Raw genomic sequence first — 17,312 nt, forward strand, 5'->3', positions numbered from 1 at the left:
GCGCGGACGAACCGATCCGGCCGGATCGGCGCCGGTCAGAAGCCGCGCTGGTCGAGCTGGTGCTCCATGTTGGACATCGCGGTCAGGCTGCGCAGGCGGAACAGGTCGATGAGCTGGCCGATGCCGAGCAGGCCGAAGGTGAACAGCCAGAGCAGGCCGGTCCAGATGAAGCCCAGATAGAAGCGATGGACCCCGCAGAACCCGAAGATGCAGAGCAGCCAGAGCCAGAACGAGGTTCCGGTGGTCTTCACGCGCATCGAGCAACTCCAGGGGACGAACAGACCCGTTCACAATGATCCGGGTGGGGAATGGTTCCAAGCCTGCCCAGCCGGAGCAAGCCCCGATCTGCAGGCGGCAGCACCGGGACCGGGCGGCCAGGTTCAGTCCAGGCTGCCCTCATATGGGCTGGCGACCACCGCACAACAATTGCCCAGCACCACCCGCCCGGGCTGGCGGTGGCCATAGACCATGCCATCGGCGCCATAGCGCAGTGTCTCCGGGGGGCGGGACGGGTCGGCCAGGTGGTGGATGCGCCCGGCTTCCTGGCCGGACCTGACCATAGTCCCCAGCGGGTGGCAGGGCTCGAACACGCCGTCGGCGGTGGCGAACACGAAGCCAGCCTGGCCGGGTATCTTGAGGATCGCCTCGGGTTCGCGCGCCGCCGGCGCCGCGGCGGCCGGCAGCAGCACGCCGGCATGGGCCAGCACGTTGCGCACGCCCTGGCGGCATATCTTCAGGGCGTCCAGCGACACCGTGCCGGCGCCGGCCATCTCGGTGCCGACCGTGGTCAGCCCGGCGCGCACCGCGCAGGCGGTCGAGGTACGCGGCTCGCCCAGATTGTCGATCACCACGGTGAGCGGCGCGCCGAACGCCAGGACGGCCTCGACGTTGCGGCGGCGATGGGCCGGGTCCGGGGCGGGCTCGATGATGGCGCTCGGCAGGATGTTCAGGGACGAGCCGCCCGAGTGCAGGTCGACGAACATGTCGCCGATCGGGAAGATCACGTCGCTGACGAAGGCGGAGATCTGCTGGGTGATCGTGCCGGCGGGATCGCCTGGGAAGGTGCGGTTGAGGTTGAGGCCGTCGACCGGCGAGGTGCGCCTGCCGGCCAGGACCGCCGGCAGGTTGATCGCTGGAAGGATGACGAGCCGGCCGCTGATGGTGGCCGGATCGAGATCCCGGATCAGCTCGCCCAGGACGATCGGGCCCTCGTACTCGTCGCCATGGTTGCCGCCCTGGAGGATGACGGTCGGGCCGCTGCCGTTCCGGATCACGCAGATCGGGATGCGCACGGCGCCCCAGGCGTCCTCGTGGGGCGAATGTGGAATGCTGATGAAGCCGACCTGCTTGCCGGCCTTGTCGAGGTCGACGCCCAGATGGGCGGTGGAGGGGCGGGCCATGGTCTTGTCCGGAAGGGCCGGACGGGCAGGGGCGAGCCCGCCCGTCCGGCGGGGATCAGATCGGGGGGAGGTTCGCCGGCAGCGGCATGCCCAGCCACTGCTCGGACAGGCTGGAAAGCCAGCCCTCGTTCTTCACGTAGAAGATGAAGGTGTCGAGCCAGCGCAGGAGTTCGGGATTGCCCTGCTGCAGGCCGATATGGGTCGGCGCCAGGCGCATGATGAATTTCGGGTTGAGCTGGACGTCCGGGTTGTTGGTCATCAGGTCCTTGGCGACGACGTTGGCGGTCGCCAGCAGCTGGGCCTGGCCAGACAAAAAGGCCGCGGCGGCGGTGGCGTCGTCGTCGAAACGCTGGATGTCGGCATCGGGCGCGGCCTTGGTCAGCTCGATGTCCTGGGTGGTGCCGCGCGCCACCGCGACCGTCTGGTCGGTGATGTCGGCCGGGCTGGAGACGGCGATGTCGTCCGGGCCGAACACGCCGATCGACAGGGCCGAGTAGGGCGAGGAGAAGGCGATCTGCTGGGCGCGTTCCGGGGTGGCGCCCATGGCCGAGATCACCAGGTCCAGCCGGTCGGTGACCAGATAGGGGATGCGGTTGCCGCTGGTGATCTGCTGCAGCTCGACCTCGACGCCCAGCGCCTCGCCGATCCGGCGGGCGACGTCGACATCGAGACCGACCGGCTGGTTGTCGGCGCCGACAAAACCGAACGGCGGCACGTCGACCGGCACGCCGATCCGGATCTTGCCGGCGGAGATGATGTCCTGGAGGTCGGCCGCGGCGGCGGGGGCCGCCGTGGCCAGGGTGGCCAGCGCCAGCATGGCACCGGCGCGGAACAGGGATCGCAACATCGTCAACCTCTCCGATCTGGTTGGGAGGCATCCCTCCTAATGGAGGACGGCCTCCAGGAAGCTTTGGAGCTCCGGGGTCCGGGGCTCGATCAAGGTGGCGCGCGCGGGTCCGTCCTCGTGGATCCGGCCCTCGTGCATGAAGACCACCCGATGGGCGACGTTCTTGGCGAAGTTCATCTCGTGGGTGACCAGGATCATGGTCATGCCCTCGGCGGCGAGGCCTTCCAGCACCTTCAGGACCTCGCCGACCAGTTCCGGGTCCAGGGCCGAGGTGATCTCGTCGAACAGCATCAGGGCCGGCTGCATTGCCAGGGCACGGGCGATGGCGACCCGCTGCTGCTGCCCGCCGGACAGCTGGTCGGGATAGGCGTGCAGCTTGTCGGCCAGCCCGACCTTGCCCAGCATGGCCAGGGCGAGGGCACGGGCGTCGGGCAGGGTCGCCTTCCGCACCAGCCGGGGCGCCAGCATGATGTTGCGCTCGACCGTCAGGTGCGGGAACAGGTTGAAGCTCTGGAAGACCATGCCGGCGCGCTGGCGCAGCAGGTCGAGGTCGGCGCCGGGGGCGGTGACCTCGATCCCGGCCACCTGGATGCGGCCGTCCTGCACCGTCTCCAGGCCGTTGATGCAGCGCAGGAGCGTCGACTTGCCCGAGCCGGAACGGCCGATCAGGGCGACGATCTCGCCGCTCTCGACCTTGAGCGACACGCCTTTCAGGACCTCCAGCGCCGCGAATCGCTTGTGGACCGCCTCAAGCTCAACGAGCGACATGGAGCCTCCTTTCCAGCACCCGGCTCAGCTTGGAGAGGCTGAAGCAGATCGCGAAATAGATCAGGGCCGCGGCCAGGTAGACCCGCAGCGGCGCGAAGGTGGCCGCGGTCATGATCTGGCTGGCCCGGGTCAGCTCCACGAAGCCGATCAGGGCGGCGAGCGAGGTATTCTTCACCAGCTGGACCAGGAAGCCCACGGTGGGGGCGATCGAGATCCGGATCGCCTGGGGCAGGACCACGTGGCTCAGCCGCTGCCGGTAGGGCAGGCCCAGCGCCGCGCCGGCCTCCCACTGGCGGGGCGAGACCGACTGGACGCTGCCGCGCCAGATCTCGCCCAGAAAGGCGCTGGCATAGATCGACAAAGCGGCGCAGGCGGCGAACCAGGCGTCCACGGTCACCCCCAGCACGGGCAGGGCGAAGAACAGCACGAAGAGCTGGGCCAGGAGCGGGGTGCCCTGGATCAGGTTGACCCAGGCGATCGCCAGCCAGTTCAGCGGCCGGAACGGCACGATCCGGGCAAGGGCCACGACCAGGCCCAAAAGGGCGCCGCCAAAGGTCGCCACCAGGGCCAGGCCGATGGTCCAGCGGGCGGCGAACAGGAGATAGACCAGGTCGTCCGCACCGAATTCCCGGATCATCGGGCGGGCCTCCGCACGAACACCAGATGGTAGATGGCGGCGAACAGGCCGCGGAACGCCAGGGTCAGCAGCAGGTAGACCGCGGTGATCAGGGTGTAGGTCTCGAACGAGCGGTAGGTGCGGGATTCGATGAAGGCCGCCTGGTGGAACAGTTCGGTGGCGCCGATCGAGGAGACGATCGAGGTGGTCAGCATCAGCAGCACGAACTGGCTGGCCAGGGCCGGGTAGATCGCCTTGAGCGCCTGGAACAGCACGACATGGCGGAAGGTCTGCCAGGCGGTGAGGCCCAGCGAGCGGCCGGCCTCCACCTGGCCGTGGCGGATCGATTCGATGCCGGCGCGGATGATCTCCGCGCTGTAGGCGCCGAGATTGACCGAGAGCGCGATCAGCGCCGACTGGTTGGCGCTGAGCTTGATGCCGATGCTGGGCATGCCGAAGAACACGATGAACAGCTGGATCAGGAGCGGCGTGTTGCGGATCGCCTCGACATAGGCGCGGGCGAGGCTGCGCAGCGGGCCGGCCGGTCCGATGCTGGCGGCGGCGACCAGGATGCCGATCGCGAGGCCCAGGACCATGGTGGCCGCCGAGAGCTGCAGGGTCAGGCCGACCCCGGCGACGATCTCGTCGCTGTAGCGCAGCAGAGCTTCAAATTTGAAGTTGTATTCCATGAGCGCTGCATCGACCTTCGGCGTGCATCGGATGGAAAGCGAGTGTCCTGATCAAGGTGACGGTAGGGGTGGTTCATTCATGAAGTCAACCGTCGCTAATGAAACACAAAACAGCGAGGAGCGGATTATCTACGCAGCACCGGCCCTGGAGAAGGGCCTGGACATCCTGGAAATGCTCGCCCGCCACGGCGCCCCGGCCGGCACCCGGCAGATCGCCGCGGAACTCGGCCGCTCCAAGAACGAGATCTTCCGGATGGTGCATGTCCTGCTGGCGCGGGGATATCTCATGCGCGAGCGCGGCGGCGACGGGCTGATGCTGTCCAACAAGCTGTTCGAGCTGGGCATGCAGACCGCGCGGGCCCGCGACCTGGTGGGCGTCGCGGCGCCGATCGTCGAGCGCTTCGCCGAGGAGGTGCGCCAGGCGACCCATCTGGTGGTGGCCCATCGCGGCGAGACGGTGGTGATCGCCGCCGCCTCGGGGGGCGCCGACATGAACTTCTCCCTGAAGCTGGGCTACCGGCGCCCGCTGGCCGACGCCCATTCCGGCCTGGTCCTGATGGCGTTCCAGCCCGGGCCCGTGCGCGCGCGGATGATTGCCGAGAGCCTGGTGCTGATGCGCGACGCGCCGGACCCGGCCACGCTGGAGGCGTCGCTCGACCGGATCCGCGCGGAAGGGGCGGTGATCCACGAGAGCCGCGACATCGTCGGGGTGACCGACCTCTCCTGCCCGGTCCTGCGCCCGGATGGGCGGGCCGTGGCGACCGTCACCGTGGCCGCCGTCGCCCGGCGCCACGTCACCCCTCGGTTCGACGCGATCCTGGCGCGCCTCAAGGCCGCCTGCGCGGAGATCGAGGCGGGGCTGTACGGCTAAGGCCCGGGCAGGGCGGCGGGCCGGCGCCGTTGACCGGGCATGCTCCCGCCGCCAACAACGATGACAACATGTGAAACGAAGGACCAGGGATGCGCGACGGCAAATTCGGCTTCGGCCTGATCGGCGCCAGCACGATCTCGCGCGAGCGGATGATCGGGGCGATGAACGACAGCGGCGTGGCGCTGCCGGTGGCGGTCTTCAGCCGCGACATGGCGCGCGGCCGTGCGTTCGCCGACGAGATGGGCATCCCCAAGGCCTATGACCGGCTGGAGGACATGCTGGCCGACCCGGAGATCGACGGGGTCTATGTCGCCAGCACCAATGAGCGGCACCATGCCGAGGTGCTGGCGATCGCGGCTGCCGGCAAGCATGTGCTGTGCGACAAGCCGCTGGCGATGAGCGTCAAGCAGGCCGAGGAGATGGTGCGGGCCTGCGAGGAGGCCGGGGTGGTGTTCGCCACCAATCATCACATGCGCTGCGGCGCCCACCACATCGCGATGCGCGAGATCGTGCGCTCGGGCCAGTTAGGCGAACTCGTGGTGGTCCGGGTGGTCCATGGCGCGCTCCTGCCGGCGCATCTGCAGACCTGGCGGATCAACGACCCGGCCACCGGGGCCGGGGCGATCATGGACCTGGCGGTGCACGACGCCGACATCATCCGCTTCCTGACCGGCGACGAGATCGTCGAGGTGAGCGCCATGAGCAAGAACAGCGGCATGGGCACCGACCGGATCGAGGACACGGCGCTGGCGATCTTCCGCACTGCCAATGGCACGCTCGGCCACATCCACAACGTGTTCAACACGCCCTTCAACCGCGGCTCGATCGAGATCCACGGCACCATGGGCTCCCTCTATGCAGTGGACAACATGGGCCAATCTCCGGGTGGAACCCTGCATCAGCGCGATGCGCAGGGCGAGCGCGAGATCCCGCTGCAGCACGAAGAACTCTACGTCCGCATGGTGCGCAGCGTGGTGGCCGCGGCAAACGGGCAGGGCGAGGTCGCGTGCAGCGGCCGGGACGGGCTGCGCTCGCTTGCGGTGGCGCTGGCCATGCTGGAAAGCGCGCAGCTGGGACGTGCGGTGGCGGTCCAGCCATAGGGGAATGTGCCCGGTCGGCAGCCAGTCGATGCGGCTGCTCCGGGCAATCTTGGCCAAATTGAATTCGGACCTTTACTTGGATCGAAAAGAGGAGCCGATTGAAGCGATGGTGAGGATTGGTAGCACCGGCTGAGCCATCAGCCGCCAGGGAGTTGGCCATGCGCCATCTGCTGATGATTTTTGCCGTCTTTTTCCTGACGACATCCGGTTCGTTTGCCGGGGATGCCGAAGTCGCCCGTCCCGATCTGCTGCTCAAGCAGGTGGTCGAGGGGATGCCGAACGGCGACCAGCAGGAGATCAAGGTGCTCACGGCCACCATCGCGCCTGGCGGCAAGACTCCCTTCAATACCCATCGCTTCCCGGTGTCGGTCTACATCCTGGAAGGCAGCTTCACCTTGGAGATGGAGGGCCTGCCGACCAGGACCCTCAAGGCGGGGGAAGCGATGGTCGAGCCGCCGAACGTCAAGATGACAGGCTACAACAAGAGCGGCTCCGAACCGATGAAAGTCGTCATCTTTTATGTCAGTGATCCCGACAGCCCATTCCTCGATCCGGTCCACTGATGCCGCCAATGTGCCGGAGATGAACATCTCCAAGAGATCCAGATCTCGAAAGCATCGGAATTTCACGCAGCGAGCGTCGGTGTTCGTCAGTTGCGTGGCTGGGACGTTGAACGATTCGTCTAGACGAATAGACTTCCACCTTCATGCCGTAATCGCTATCTGGAGCGGCATGACGATCGAAACACTGACCTGACGTTCGAGATGGCGCCATCGAAGATCGCGGCTGCCGGTCCCAAGGCGCACAAGGCTTCCACTTCGAAGAAGCACAAGGCGGCACCGGGCAAGGCGGAAGGCCCGGCGGGAAAGCCCAAGGCGAAGGCCTCGCCGGACAAGCCGAAGACGTTGCCGAAGAAGGCTTCGGGCGGCCATGCGTTGCCGCGCCTGCAGTTTGGCGTGCTGGCGCTGCGCATGCAGGGTGAATCGGTGAGCGTGATGCTGGTGACGTCGCGCGGCACGCGCCGCTGGATCATCCCCAAGGGGAACCCGGAGAAGGGAAAGAGCGGCGCCGAAGTGGGCGCCATCGAGGCTTTTGAGGAGGCTGGAGTTCTGGGCGAGGTATGGAACGCGCCGATCGGCAGCTATGTTTCGCTCAAGCACCTCGCCAATGGCCGGGTGGTGCCCTGTGCCATCGAGGTCTATCGGATGGACGTCGACGAGGTGCTGGACGACTGGCCGGAGAAGGGGCAGCGGCAGCGGTGCTGGGCCACGCTCGACGAGGCGGCGATGATGGTCGGCGAGGGCGGGCTGGTGACGCTCATGCTCAAGCTGAACGCCGAGCTGATCGGGCACTGACCGTCACCGCGCTGTCATGGGACCGACCTATGCAGCGACGCGACTGGACACCACCAGCCCGGCCGCCTGCCCGGGACCGTCGAAACCGTATGGAAAGCCTGCCGATGAACCGTCCGATCGCCGCGCTCGCCGTTGCCGGCGCCCTGCTGGCCCAGCCGGCCCTGGCCGCCGAGGGCAGCCTTGTCCTCTACACCAGCCAGCCGCAGACCGACGCCCAGCAGACGATCGACGCCTTCAAGGCCGAGCATCCGGACGTCGACATCAGCTTCGTGCGCGACGGCACGCCCAAGATCATGGCCAAGCTGCGCGCGGAACTGGAGGCCGGCGCTCCCCAGGCCGACCTGATCCTGATCGCCGATGCGGTGACCATGGAAGGCCTCAAGCGCGACGACGCGCTGATGGCCTATCCGGGCGCCGACGTGGCGGCCTATCCCGAGGGCACCCACGATCCCGAGAAGTACTGGTTCGCCACCAAGCTGATCACCACCGGCATCGTCTACAACGATGCGGCGCCGTTCGTGCCGGCTTCCTGGGAGGACCTGCTGAAGCCCGAGGCCAAGGGCATGATCGCGATGCCGAGCCCGCTGGCCTCGGGTGCTGCGCTGATCCACCTGCAGACCCTCACCGGCAACCTGCCCCAGGGCTGGGGCTACTATGAAGGGCTGGCGGAGAACGGCGCCGTGGCCGAGGGCGGCAATGGCGGCGTGCTCAAGGCGGTGGCCGGCGGCGAGAAGCTGTACGGCATGATCGTCGACTTCATGCCGATCCGCGAGAAGGCCAAGGGGGCGCCGGTCACCTTCGTGTTCCCCGAAGAGGGCGTCTCCGCCGTGACCGAGCCGGTGGCGATCCTGAAGTCCACCGACAATCCCGACGCGGCCAAGGCCTTCGTCGACTTCCTGCTCTCCGAGAAGGGCCAGGAACTCGCCGCGGCCCAGGGCTATGTGCCGGCCGATCCGTCGGTCGCCGCACCCGAGGGCTATCCGGCCCGCGCCGAGATCAAGGTGCTGCCGTTCGATCCCGCCGCGGCGCTGGCGGCCGAGGAGGAGAACCGCGCCCGCTTCGAGACGATCTTCCAGAAGTGATCGCGGCCCGGCCCGTCAGGCGTCCGAGCGGCCTGCGCGAGGGGCGGCTCGGGCCGGGCCTCCTGTTCACGCTCGTCCTGGTCCTGGCCGGGCTGCCGGTGGCGCGCCTCCTGGCCCAGGCGCTTGGCGGCATGGATGGCGCCATGGCGCTCCTGCTGGCGCCGGCCAGCCTGGAGGCAGCCTGGCACAGCATCGAGAGCGCCCTGTTCTCCACCCTGCTGGCCATGCTGCTGGGCGGCGGGATGGCGGTCCTGCTGGGCCTGTCCGACCTGCCGCAGCGGCGCGCCATCGGCATCCTGTTCGTGCTCTCGATGCTGATCGCCCCGCAGGTCACCGCCCTGGCCTTCACGGTGATGGCCGGGCCGGCCTCGCCGCTGCTCAACGCGCTGGGGCTGGCCCCCGCGGCCGGGACGCCCAACCCGCTGATCGGACGGGGCGGGGTCGTGCTGGTGCTGGGCCTGCACCATGCCCCGCTGGTGACGATCCTGCTCCTGGCGGGCCTGAAGACCATCCCCGACGAGCTGGCGGAAGCGGCCAGCCTGGGCGGCGCCGGCACGGGCGCAATCCTTCGCCGGATCGTCCTTCCGCTGCTCTACCCGCAGATCATCGCCGCCATGCTGCTGGCCTTCGTCGCGGGCTTCGGCAATTTCGGCATCCCGGCGCTCCTGGGCATGCCCGCCGGCTACCTCACCCTGCCCACCCTGATCTTCCGGCGCCTGGTCGGCAGCGGCGCGGAAGTGATCGACGAGGCGGCCATCCTCTCCATGCTGATGGCGATCCTGGTCCTGGTGCCGGCCGGGGCCGCCGCCGCCGTGCTGGCCAGCACCGCGACCAGGCGCAGCAGCGAGCGGCCGCTGCGGCGGTTCTGGCGGCTGGGTCCGTGGCGGCCGGCGGCCTCTGCCGCTGCCTGGGCGGTCGTCGGCATCGTCCTTTTCCTGCCGCTCTGCTCCCTGCTGGCCTCGGCGCTGGCCCCGACCTATGGCGCCCGCCTGACGCTGAACTCCGCGACGCTCGGCCATTTTGCCGAGGTGCTCTGGCGCCAGGACGTCACCGTGCGGGCGTTCCGCAATTCCTTCGCCTTCGCCGGAGGCGCTGCCCTGGTCCTGGCCCTGGTCGCGGTGCCGCTGGCCCACGCGCTCGACCGGGCACCCGGCCGGGTGCGCGGCTTCCTCCTGCCGCTGGTCGAACTGCCCTATGCGCTGCCGGGGATCGTGCTGGCGATCGCCTGCATCCTCCTGTTCGTGAAGCCGCTGCCGCTCCTGGGCATCTCGATCTACGCCACGCCCTGGATCATCCTGTTCGCCTATGCCGCCCGGTTCCTGCCGATCGTGCTGAAGGCGCCACTGGCTGCGATGGCACAGCTGGAGCGCGCGCAGGAGGAGGCCGCCGCCGTGGACGGGGCCGGCCCATGGGCGCGGCTGCGCCACGTGGTGCTGCCGGCGCTGTGGCCGGCCATGGCGGCGGGCGGCCTGTTGGCCTTCCTGCTGGCGTTCAACGAGCTGACCGTCTCGGCGCTCTTGTGGACCGCCGGGACCGAGACGCTGGGGGTCGTGCTGTTCTCGCTGGAGGAGGCGGGCCTGGTCAGCGAGGCCAGCGCGGTCGCGCTCTCCGCCACGGCGGTGGTGGCGCTCCTGGTGGTGGTGATCGACCGGCTGGGCGACCGGCTGCCGGAGGGGACGCTGCCCTGGCGGTTCTGACCTGCCTTCTGACCTGCCGTTGTCGCCCACGCGAGCCGGCATGATGTGCTAGGGTGTGCGGGTCGTGCCGGTCACGACACCGACCCCGGGAGACGTCGCCATGCCGCACAGCCCGACCGACATGCAGCCCTGCATCGATGCCTGCCTGAACGCCTACCAGGTCTGCCTGTCCACCGCGATGGGCCACTGCCTGACCGAGGGCGGCCCGAACACCGAGCCCCGGCATTTCCGGCTGATGATGTCCTGCGCGGAGATCTGCCGGTCGGCGGCGCACTTCATGCTGATCGGCTCGCAGCACCATCCGCATGTCTGCGCCGAATGCGCCGAGATCTGCCAGGAATGTGCCGCCGACTGCACGCGGATCGGCGGCATGGATCCGTGCGTGGAGGCGTGCCGCCACTGCGCGGAGTGCTGCTGGAAGATGTCGGGCTGACCGCTCAGCCGATCTCCAGGATCACCGGCGCATGGTCCGACGCGGTCTTGGCGGCCCTGGGCGCCGGGTCGATCCGGCAGGCGCTGGCCTGGTCCATGGCGTGCGGCGAAAGCAGGAAATGGTCGATGCGCAGGCCGTGGCCGAGTTCGAAGGCACGCGCTTGGTAGTGCCACCAGGAGAAGTCCTCGCCGGCCGGGTTCAGCCAGCGATAGGCGTCGTAGAAGCCGCGATGGCACACCCGGCGCCAGGCGGCGCGTTCCTCGGGATGGTAGCAGATCTCGCCGTCCCAGGCGCGCGGGTCGTGGACGTCGCAGGGCTCCGGGGCGACGTTCCAGTCGCCGCCGACCACCACCGGAGTGCCGTCGGCCGAAAGCGCGGCCATCCGGGAGCCCACCCGGTCGAAGTAGCGCAGCTTGTAGGCAAAGGCGTCGGAGCCGACCGAGGTGCCGTTCGGCAGGTAGAGCGACGCCATCCGGTAGGGGCCGACCGTGGCCTCGATCCAGCGGGCCATGCTGTCGCCGTCCTCGCCCGGCAAGCCACGCACTACGTCCTTGGGCTCCGGCCTGGACAGGATGGCCACGCCGTTGAGCGGCGCCGAGCCCCACAGCGACAGGTGGTAGCCGCGCTCGGCGAACGGAGCGGCCGGGAACTTGTCGTCGGTGACCTTGGTCTCCTGGAGGAGGAGCACGTCCGGCTGCTCGGCGTCGATCCAGCCCAGCAGGGCGTCCAGGCGTGCGCGCACGCCGTTCACGTTCCAGGCGACCAGCTTCATCGGGATCTCTCGGAGGGGCGAGCCTGGCGGCTCACATGGCGAAGCTGGTGCCGCAGCCGCAGGACGACTTGGCGTTCGGGTTGCGGACCTGGAAGTAGGACCCGTTCAGGTCCTCCACGAAGTCCAGCTCCGAGCCGATCAGGTAGAGCAGCGACATGCCGTCGATGACGACCTTCGCCCCCTGCTTCTCGATCGCGATGTCGTCCGGCTCGTTCTGAGTGCCGAGTTCGAACTCGTACTTGAAGCCGGAGCAGCCGCCGCCCGAGACCCCGACGCGCAGGTGACCGTCGCCCAGCCCCTCGCGATCCAGGATCGCACGGATCCGGCGGGCCGCGCTGTCGGAGACCTGGAAGGGGTCGGGCCGCGGGTTCGGTTGCGACATGGGACGCCTCTGTGGTTGATCCGCCCCATCGGACCGGGCAAGGACGGGTTCCGAGGAAGCGTGCTCATCCCAAAGTAGGTAGCGGCGTAGTATTGTCAAACGGCGCCAGCACCATGGAGGGTGTCATTTCGCAATCCGGGCCATCCACCGGGGCAGGGCGCGCCCCGTTCGCCGCCGACCCCGGCCGCAGCCGCGGACGCATGCTGGCGGAGCCGGACAGCGCGCCGCGCTCGCCCTGGCAGCGCGACCGCGACCGGATCGTCCACGCCACCGCGTTCCGCCGCCTGGAGGCCAAGACCCAGGTGTTTGCCGCGCTGGAAGGCGACCATTTCCGTACCCGGCTGACCCACACGCTGGAAGTCAGCCAGATCGGCCGGACCATCGCCCGCTCGCTTCTTGTCGACGAGGACCTGACCGAGGCGATCGCGCTCGCCCACGATCTCGGCCACAGCCCGTTCGGCCATGCCGGCGAGGAGGCGCTGGACGACTGCCTGCGGGCGTTCGGCGGATTCGACCACAACGTGCAGACCTTCCGGATCCTGACCCGGCTGGAGCGGCGCTACGCTTCGTTCGACGGGCTGAACCTGACGGCGGAGACGCTGGAGGGCGTGGTCAAGCATAACGGGCCGCTCTTTGGCGAGGTGCCGGCGGTGTTCGCCGACTGGAGCCGCCGCCAGGACCTGCGCCTGCACCTGCAGCCCTCGGTCGAGGCGCAGATCGCCGCCCTTGCCGACGACATCGCCTATTGCAGCCACGACGTCGACGACGGGCTGCGGGCCGGCTTCTTCCTGCCTGACGAGCTGCGCGCCCTGCCGCTGGCCGCGCCGGTGGTGGACGAGGTGCGGGCGCTGCGGCCGGACCTGGAGCCCTCCCGGATGGCCGGGGAGATCCAGCGCCGCCTGATCGACCGGATGGTCCGCGACCTGATGGCCGAATCCGGCCGGCGCCTCGCCGAGCTGGCGCCGGGCTCGCCGGAGGAGGTGGCGCAGGCGCCCGGACCGTGCGTGGGCTTCTCCGCACCCATGCATGCGGCGGTCCTCGACCTCAGAGCGTTCTTGCGCGACCGGGTCTGGCACCACTACACGGTCAACCGGATGACGAGGCGCGCCAAGCAGATCCTGCGCGCACTGTTCGAGACCTTCTTCGAGGCGCCGGAATGCCTGCCCGAGGAGTGGCGCGCCCGGGCCGGGAGCGCTGGTTCGCGAGCATGTGCGGAGGCTGTGCGCGACTATGTCGCCGGGATGACCGACCGTTTTGCGCTCGATGAGCACGACCGTCTTTTCAGGATTGCCCGTACCCGACCATGAACCCGTTCGCGCTCATCGAAGCTGACCTCCGCGCCGCCCTGGACCGCCTCGTCGCCGAGGGGCGCCTGCCGGACGGGCTGGACCTTTCCCGGGTCTCCGTGGAACTGCCGAAAGACCCGAGCCATGGCGACGTCGCCAGCTCGATCGCGATGATGCTGGCCAAGCCGGCCCGGATGCGCCCGCTCGACATCGCCCAGGCGGTGGCGGAACAGCTGCGCGCCCAGGAGCGGTTCGCCGAGGTGGCGGTGGCGCCGCCGGGCTTCGTCAACATCCGGATGCAGCCGGGCTTCTGGCAGGCGGTGGTCCCGGCGATCATGCAGGCCGGCGCCGATTTCGGCCGCAGCGACACCGGCAGGGGCCAGAAGGTCGACGTCGAGTACTGCTCGGCCAACCCGACCGGGCCGCTCCATGTCGGCCACGCAAGGGGCACCGTGTTCGGCGACGCGCTGGCCTCGATCCTGGAGCGGGTCGGCTACGACGTCACCCGCGAGTACTACGTCAACGATGCCGGCGCCCAGGTCGAGACCCTCGCCCGCTCGGTGCACCTGCGCTACCGCGAGGTGATGGGCGAGGACATCGGCGAGATGCCGGAAGGATATTACCCGGGCGCCTATCTGGTGCGGACCGCCCAGGCCCTGGCGGTGCGCGACGGCGACCGGTGGCTCGGCAAGCACGAGGACGAGTGGCTGGAGCCGCTCAAGCGCTTCGCGGTCGAGGCCCAGCTCGAGATCATCAAGGACGACCTGGCGGCTTTGGGCGTCCACCACGACCTGTTCCTGTCCGAGCGCTCGCTGATCGAGGACGGGATGATGGAGGCCGCGCTGAAGCGGCTGGAGGCACTGGGCCTGCTCTATGTGGGTGAGCTTCCGCCGCCCAAGGGCAAGCCGTCCGAGGACTGGGAGCCCCGCCCGCAGCTCCTGTTCCGCGCCACCGACTTCGGCGACGACGTCGACCGGCCGCTCAAGCGCTCCAATGGCGCGTGGACATATTTCGCCGCCGACCTGGGCTGCCATTTCAGCAAGCTGCAACGCAGCCATACCTGGCTGGTCGACGTGCTGGGCGCCGACCATGGCGGCTACGTCAAGCGGCTGAAGGCGGCGGTGAAGGCGCTCTCGGAGGGCAAGGTCGAGCTGGAGGTGCGCCTGTGCCAGCTCGTCAACCTGATGGACGAGGGCAAGCCGCTCAAGATGAGCAAGCGGGCCGGCCGGATCGTGACCATGCGCGACGTGGTCGACGAGGTCGGCAAGGACGTGATGCGGTTCATGCTGCTCACGCGCAAGAACGACGCGCCGCTCGACTTCGACCTGGCCAAGGTGGTCGAGCAGTCCCGCGACAACCCGGTGTTTTATGTCCAGTACGCCCATGCAAGGGTCCGCTCGGTATTCCGCCAGGCGGAACAGCGCGGGCTCGGCCATCTGGCGCAGGACCTGGACCAGGCCGACCTGTCGCTGCTGACCCATCCGGCCGAGCTCGACCTGATCAAGAAGGCCTCGCTCCTGCCGCGGGTGCTGGAACATGCCGCCGTGCATGCCGAGCCACACCGGATTGCCTTCTGGACCATGGAACTCGCCGCGGAGTTGCATGGGCTCTGGACGAAAGGGTCGGAGGACGAGAATTTGCGGTTCCTCGTCGAGGCCGAGCCGGAGCGCACGCGGGCGCGGCTGGCCATGCTCGAGGCGGCTCGGACGGCGATCGCGGCCGGCCTCGACATTCTCGGGGTGACCGCGGTGGACGAGCTGCGCTGAATCGATTTTCCGCTGCCGGTTCTGGTCTTCAGAAAGCATGGGTCCAATGTCCGACAATTCGTTCGATGCCGCGCAGAGAGCCCTGAGGAACCGGGCGGTGGTCGATCTGGAGGAGCCGCTGCCCGACGAGCAGCCGACCCGCTGGTGGCTGCGCGTCGTCGTGCTGCTGGTGTTCTTCGTGTTCGGCGCGATCGTCTGGCTGTCCTGGCAGGACAATGCCGGCGACGGGACCCCGGTGATGGTTCAGGCTCCCGAGGAGCCGATCAAGGAGAAGCCGGTCGACGAGGGCGGGCTGACGCCGCGCAACGCCGGCAGCGAGATCGCCAGCGTGCTGGGGGAGAACCCGGACGACGCCGGGGAGCCGCCGGCGGTGGGCCCGGTGCCGAGCAGCCAGCCGCCGGCCCAGGTCGCCGAGGAGGTCGAGGAGGTCATCCCGCCGGCCGACAGCGCCGCCGGCTTCGGCGAGACCGAGGTCGAGAGCGCTGATGCGGACGGTTTCACCGAGCCCAGCGCCACCGCCATGGATCCCGCTGCCGGCGAGGAAGCCGGCGCGCGTCCGTCCATGGGCGAGATCATGGCGGAGACCATGGACGACGCGGCCCCGGGCCAGGACGGCGTCGTGGTCGACACCCGGCCGACGGTCCGCCCGCCGTCGAGCCCGCAGCCCGACGCGCTGGCGTCCGCAACCCCGGCCGTGCCGCCGTTGAGCGAGACGCCGCCCGCCGCGCCCCAGGCGCCGGCCGCACCGGCGACCGCTCCGTCCGCGCAGGCGCCCATGCCGGTGGTGCCGCCGGCGGTGGAGAGCGGGCCGGTGGTGCTCAAGCGCACCATGCCGGCACAGATCATCGCCGTGGATCCGCCCCAGCCCGCGGCGGCACCGGAGCCGGCGGCGGCGCCGGAACCCGCGGCCGCGCCGGTGACGACGCCGACCCCGCCCACGCCGCCCGCCGCGCCGGTGGCGAGCGAGCCGCCGGCGGCCGAGCCCGCCAACTCGATCCGCATCCAGGTCGCCTCCTTGCGCGACGAGGCCGGCGCGAACACCGCCTGGGAGCGGGTGGCAAGCCGGAACCCCGAGGTCTTCCAGGGCCGCCGCCGGGTCATCACCCAGGCGGAGGTCAAGGGCACCACCTACTATCGTGCGCAGCTGGCGGGCTTCGCGTCCCAGGCGGAAGCCAGGGCGGCCTGCGAGGCGGTCAAGGCCAACGGCAGCGATTGCCTGGTCGTAGGCCGCTGATGCTCGCGGGCGTCCTGGGGATCGATGGGACCGAGCTCACGGACGAGGAGCGGGACTTCCTGCGCGAGACGCCGCCGGCCGGCGTGATCCTGTTCGCCCGCAACATCGCCGACCGGGACCAGTTGCGCCGGCTGACCGATGCGATCCGCACGGCCGCCAGTCCCGCCCGGCCCCTGGTGTTCATCGATCAGGAAGGCGGCCGGGTGATGCGGCTGCGCCCGCCGGTCTGGCGCAGCCTGCCGGCCATGGCCCGGATCGGCGAGCTGTGTCTCGGCAACCCGGGCGCGGCCGACCTGGCGGCCGAGGCGGTCGGCCGGCTGATCGGGGCGGATCTGGCCGAAGCGGGCATCGACGTTGCCTGCGCCCCGGTGCTGGACGTGGCCGCGCCGGGCCTGACCGAGGCCATCGGCAGCCGGGCGTTCTCGGGCGATCCCGAGGTGGTGAGCCGGCTCGGGCGCAAGGTGGCCGATGGCCTGCTCGCCGCCGGGATCCTGCCGGTGATCAAGCATCTGCCGGGCCATGGCCGGGCGCTGGTCGACAGCCACATGGGGCTGCCCGTGGTGGAGGCCGGCCGGGACGACTTGGCCGCCCGGGACTTCCGGCCGTTCCAGGCCCTGGCCGACCTGCCGATCGGCATGACCGCCCACATCCTGTTCCGGGCCATCGACCCCGACCGGCCGGCCACCCTGTCGGCGAGGGTCATCGAGGACGTGATCCGGGGCGAGATCGGCTTTGCCGGGCTGCTGCTCTCCGACGATCTCGGGATGGGGGCGCTGTCCGGCGGCCTTGCCGGCCGGGCCTCCGATTGCCTGGCCGCCGGCTGCGACCTGGCGCTCGCCTGCAGCGGCCGGATCGAGGACGCCCGCGTCCTCGCCCAGACCCTGCCGGAACTGGCCGGCGAGCCGCTGCGCCGCTACGAGCAGGCGCTGGCGTTCAGACCGGCCGCTCCGGCCGCCGTCGATGTCGCCGCCGACGAGCATCATCTACGCGCGACGCATCTCGTCGCCTGAAGGA

At 69.6% G+C, this 17,312-nt stretch carries 19 protein-coding genes; 11 read left to right on the forward strand and 8 right to left on the reverse strand.

The genetic code is table 11. The annotated features are described in order from the left end of the window. Window positions 1–35: 35 nt before the first annotated feature. The 6 genes from GEMRO_RS0115165 to GEMRO_RS0115190 all read right to left on the reverse strand — a co-directional run bounded on the left by GEMRO_RS0115165 (window position 36) and on the right by GEMRO_RS0115190 (window position 4,320). The gene (locus GEMRO_RS0115165) at window positions 36–257 is read right to left on the reverse strand and encodes an NINE protein (protein ID WP_051329104.1); all 222 of its coding nucleotides are present in this window, start codon (window positions 255–257) and stop codon (window positions 36–38) included. A 123-nt stretch (window positions 258–380) separates the two neighbouring features. Continuing rightward, window positions 381–1,400 carry a succinylglutamate desuccinylase/aspartoacylase family protein gene (locus GEMRO_RS0115170; protein ID WP_027134676.1) on the reverse strand — a complete coding sequence of 340 codons (1,020 nt, stop codon included), beginning with the start codon at window positions 1,398–1,400 and terminating at the stop codon, window positions 381–383. 55 nt (window positions 1,401–1,455) lie between these two features. Continuing rightward, window positions 1,456–2,247 (reverse strand): transporter substrate-binding domain-containing protein, encoded by a 792-nt coding sequence (locus tag GEMRO_RS0115175; RefSeq protein WP_035485393.1) that lies wholly within the window; start codon window positions 2,245–2,247, stop codon window positions 1,456–1,458. A 36-nt stretch (window positions 2,248–2,283) separates the two neighbouring features. Next, a complete protein-coding gene (locus tag GEMRO_RS0115180; RefSeq protein ID WP_027134678.1) occupies window positions 2,284–3,015 on the reverse strand; it encodes an amino acid ABC transporter ATP-binding protein in 732 nt (243 codons plus the stop codon). Beyond that, on the reverse strand, window positions 3,002–3,652 hold the full coding sequence (locus GEMRO_RS0115185; protein ID WP_027134679.1) for an amino acid ABC transporter permease: 651 nt from the start codon (window positions 3,650–3,652) through the stop codon (window positions 3,002–3,004). Before GEMRO_RS0115185 ends, GEMRO_RS0115180 begins: the two co-directional genes overlap by 14 nt. After that, on the reverse strand, window positions 3,649–4,320 hold the full coding sequence (locus GEMRO_RS0115190; RefSeq protein WP_027134680.1) for an amino acid ABC transporter permease: 672 nt from the start codon (window positions 4,318–4,320) through the stop codon (window positions 3,649–3,651). Before GEMRO_RS0115190 ends, GEMRO_RS0115185 begins: the two co-directional genes overlap by 4 nt. Window positions 4,321–4,399: 79 nt before the next feature. Between GEMRO_RS0115190 and GEMRO_RS0115195 the strand changes: the two genes are divergently transcribed. The 7 genes from GEMRO_RS0115195 (at window position 4,400) to GEMRO_RS0115225 (ending at window position 10,858) form a co-directional block, all read left to right on the forward strand. Next, window positions 4,400–5,191 carry an IclR family transcriptional regulator gene (locus GEMRO_RS0115195; RefSeq protein WP_051329105.1) on the forward strand — a complete coding sequence of 264 codons (792 nt, stop codon included), beginning with the start codon at window positions 4,400–4,402 and terminating at the stop codon, window positions 5,189–5,191. An 89-nt stretch (window positions 5,192–5,280) separates the two neighbouring features. Further along, window positions 5,281–6,291 (forward strand): Gfo/Idh/MocA family protein, encoded by a 1,011-nt coding sequence (locus GEMRO_RS0115200; RefSeq protein WP_027134682.1) that lies wholly within the window; start codon window positions 5,281–5,283, stop codon window positions 6,289–6,291. A 158-nt stretch (window positions 6,292–6,449) separates the two neighbouring features. Continuing rightward, window positions 6,450–6,854 (forward strand): cupin domain-containing protein, encoded by a 405-nt coding sequence (locus GEMRO_RS29890; protein ID WP_051329106.1) that lies wholly within the window; start codon window positions 6,450–6,452, stop codon window positions 6,852–6,854. A 201-nt stretch (window positions 6,855–7,055) separates the two neighbouring features. Continuing rightward, window positions 7,056–7,646: an NUDIX hydrolase gene (locus tag GEMRO_RS34700; protein ID WP_169728395.1), complete on the forward strand. Its 591-nt coding sequence runs from the start codon at window positions 7,056–7,058 to the stop codon at window positions 7,644–7,646. 104 nt (window positions 7,647–7,750) lie between these two features. After that, entirely contained in the window at window positions 7,751–8,728 is a 978-nt protein-coding gene (locus GEMRO_RS0115215; RefSeq protein ID WP_035487328.1) for an ABC transporter substrate-binding protein, read from the forward strand. Further along, entirely contained in the window at window positions 8,725–10,425 is a 1,701-nt protein-coding gene (locus GEMRO_RS0115220; protein WP_027134684.1) for an ABC transporter permease, read from the forward strand. Before GEMRO_RS0115215 ends, GEMRO_RS0115220 begins: the two co-directional genes overlap by 4 nt. Before the next feature lie 100 nt (window positions 10,426–10,525). Next, window positions 10,526–10,858 carry a four-helix bundle copper-binding protein gene (locus tag GEMRO_RS0115225; RefSeq protein ID WP_027134685.1) on the forward strand — a complete coding sequence of 111 codons (333 nt, stop codon included), beginning with the start codon at window positions 10,526–10,528 and terminating at the stop codon, window positions 10,856–10,858. A gap of 4 nt (window positions 10,859–10,862) precedes the next feature. On the opposite strand, the gene xth is transcribed toward GEMRO_RS0115225, so the two are convergent. Beyond that, on the reverse strand, window positions 10,863–11,630 hold the full coding sequence (gene xth / locus GEMRO_RS0115230; RefSeq protein ID WP_027134686.1) for an exodeoxyribonuclease III: 768 nt from the start codon (window positions 11,628–11,630) through the stop codon (window positions 10,863–10,865). 31 nt (window positions 11,631–11,661) lie between these two features. Next, a complete protein-coding gene (erpA, locus tag GEMRO_RS0115235; RefSeq protein WP_027134687.1) occupies window positions 11,662–12,012 on the reverse strand; it encodes an iron-sulfur cluster insertion protein ErpA in 351 nt (116 codons plus the stop codon). Between the two features lie 113 nt (window positions 12,013–12,125). Between erpA and GEMRO_RS0115240 the strand changes: the two genes are divergently transcribed. From GEMRO_RS0115240 to nagZ, 4 genes are read left to right on the forward strand one after another with little or no spacing between them, the layout of a single operon-like run. Further along, window positions 12,126–13,319 (forward strand): deoxyguanosinetriphosphate triphosphohydrolase, encoded by a 1,194-nt coding sequence (locus GEMRO_RS0115240; protein ID WP_051329627.1) that lies wholly within the window; start codon window positions 12,126–12,128, stop codon window positions 13,317–13,319. Next, complete coding sequence (argS, locus tag GEMRO_RS0115245; protein WP_027134689.1) at window positions 13,316–15,064, forward strand: arginine--tRNA ligase; 1,749 nt, start codon at window positions 13,316–13,318, stop codon at window positions 15,062–15,064. Before GEMRO_RS0115240 ends, argS begins: the two co-directional genes overlap by 4 nt. Window positions 15,065–15,110: 46 nt before the next feature. Next, window positions 15,111–16,298, forward strand: a complete 1,188-nt coding sequence (locus GEMRO_RS0115250) for an SPOR domain-containing protein (RefSeq protein WP_027134690.1) — start codon at window positions 15,111–15,113, stop codon at window positions 16,296–16,298. Then, the gene (gene nagZ / locus GEMRO_RS0115255) at window positions 16,298–17,308 is read left to right on the forward strand and encodes a beta-N-acetylhexosaminidase (RefSeq protein ID WP_027134691.1); all 1,011 of its coding nucleotides are present in this window, start codon (window positions 16,298–16,300) and stop codon (window positions 17,306–17,308) included. Before GEMRO_RS0115250 ends, nagZ begins: the two co-directional genes overlap by 1 nt. Window positions 17,309–17,312 lie beyond the last annotated feature (4 nt).

Origin of the sequence: Geminicoccus roseus DSM 18922, from assembly GCF_000427665.1 — a bacterium.
Lineage (GTDB): Bacteria > Pseudomonadota > Alphaproteobacteria > Geminicoccales > Geminicoccaceae > Geminicoccus > Geminicoccus roseus.

Excerpts from the sequence above, each read along its gene's own strand:
- erpA (WP_027134687.1), bottom strand. The coding sequence starts at position 12,012 with ATGTCGCAACCGAACCCGCGGCCCGACCCCTTCCAGGTCTCCGACAGC.
- GEMRO_RS29890 (WP_051329106.1), top strand. The coding sequence starts at position 6,450 with ATGCGCCATCTGCTGATGATTTTTGCCGTCTTTTTCCTGACGACATCC.
- GEMRO_RS0115175 (WP_035485393.1), bottom strand. The coding sequence starts at position 2,247 with ATGTTGCGATCCCTGTTCCGCGCCGGTGCCATGCTGGCGCTGGCCACC.
- GEMRO_RS0115195 (WP_051329105.1), top strand. The coding sequence starts at position 4,400 with ATGAAGTCAACCGTCGCTAATGAAACACAAAACAGCGAGGAGCGGATT.
- GEMRO_RS0115180 (WP_027134678.1), bottom strand. The coding sequence starts at position 3,015 with ATGTCGCTCGTTGAGCTTGAGGCGGTCCACAAGCGATTCGCGGCGCTG.
- GEMRO_RS0115215 (WP_035487328.1), top strand. The coding sequence starts at position 7,751 with ATGAACCGTCCGATCGCCGCGCTCGCCGTTGCCGGCGCCCTGCTGGCC.
- GEMRO_RS0115170 (WP_027134676.1), bottom strand. The coding sequence starts at position 1,400 with ATGGCCCGCCCCTCCACCGCCCATCTGGGCGTCGACCTCGACAAGGCC.
- GEMRO_RS0115190 (WP_027134680.1), bottom strand. The coding sequence starts at position 4,320 with ATGGAATACAACTTCAAATTTGAAGCTCTGCTGCGCTACAGCGACGAG.
- nagZ (WP_027134691.1), top strand. The coding sequence starts at position 16,298 with ATGCTCGCGGGCGTCCTGGGGATCGATGGGACCGAGCTCACGGACGAG.
- xth (WP_027134686.1), bottom strand. The coding sequence starts at position 11,630 with ATGAAGCTGGTCGCCTGGAACGTGAACGGCGTGCGCGCACGCCTGGAC.
- GEMRO_RS0115250 (WP_027134690.1), top strand. The coding sequence starts at position 15,111 with ATGTCCGACAATTCGTTCGATGCCGCGCAGAGAGCCCTGAGGAACCGG.
- GEMRO_RS0115200 (WP_027134682.1), top strand. The coding sequence starts at position 5,281 with ATGCGCGACGGCAAATTCGGCTTCGGCCTGATCGGCGCCAGCACGATC.
- GEMRO_RS0115225 (WP_027134685.1), top strand. The coding sequence starts at position 10,526 with ATGCCGCACAGCCCGACCGACATGCAGCCCTGCATCGATGCCTGCCTG.
- argS (WP_027134689.1), top strand. The coding sequence starts at position 13,316 with ATGAACCCGTTCGCGCTCATCGAAGCTGACCTCCGCGCCGCCCTGGAC.
- GEMRO_RS34700 (WP_169728395.1), top strand. The coding sequence starts at position 7,056 with ATGGCGCCATCGAAGATCGCGGCTGCCGGTCCCAAGGCGCACAAGGCT.
- GEMRO_RS0115185 (WP_027134679.1), bottom strand. The coding sequence starts at position 3,652 with ATGATCCGGGAATTCGGTGCGGACGACCTGGTCTATCTCCTGTTCGCC.
- GEMRO_RS0115165 (WP_051329104.1), bottom strand. The coding sequence starts at position 257 with ATGCGCGTGAAGACCACCGGAACCTCGTTCTGGCTCTGGCTGCTCTGC.
- GEMRO_RS0115240 (WP_051329627.1), top strand. The coding sequence starts at position 12,126 with ATGGAGGGTGTCATTTCGCAATCCGGGCCATCCACCGGGGCAGGGCGC.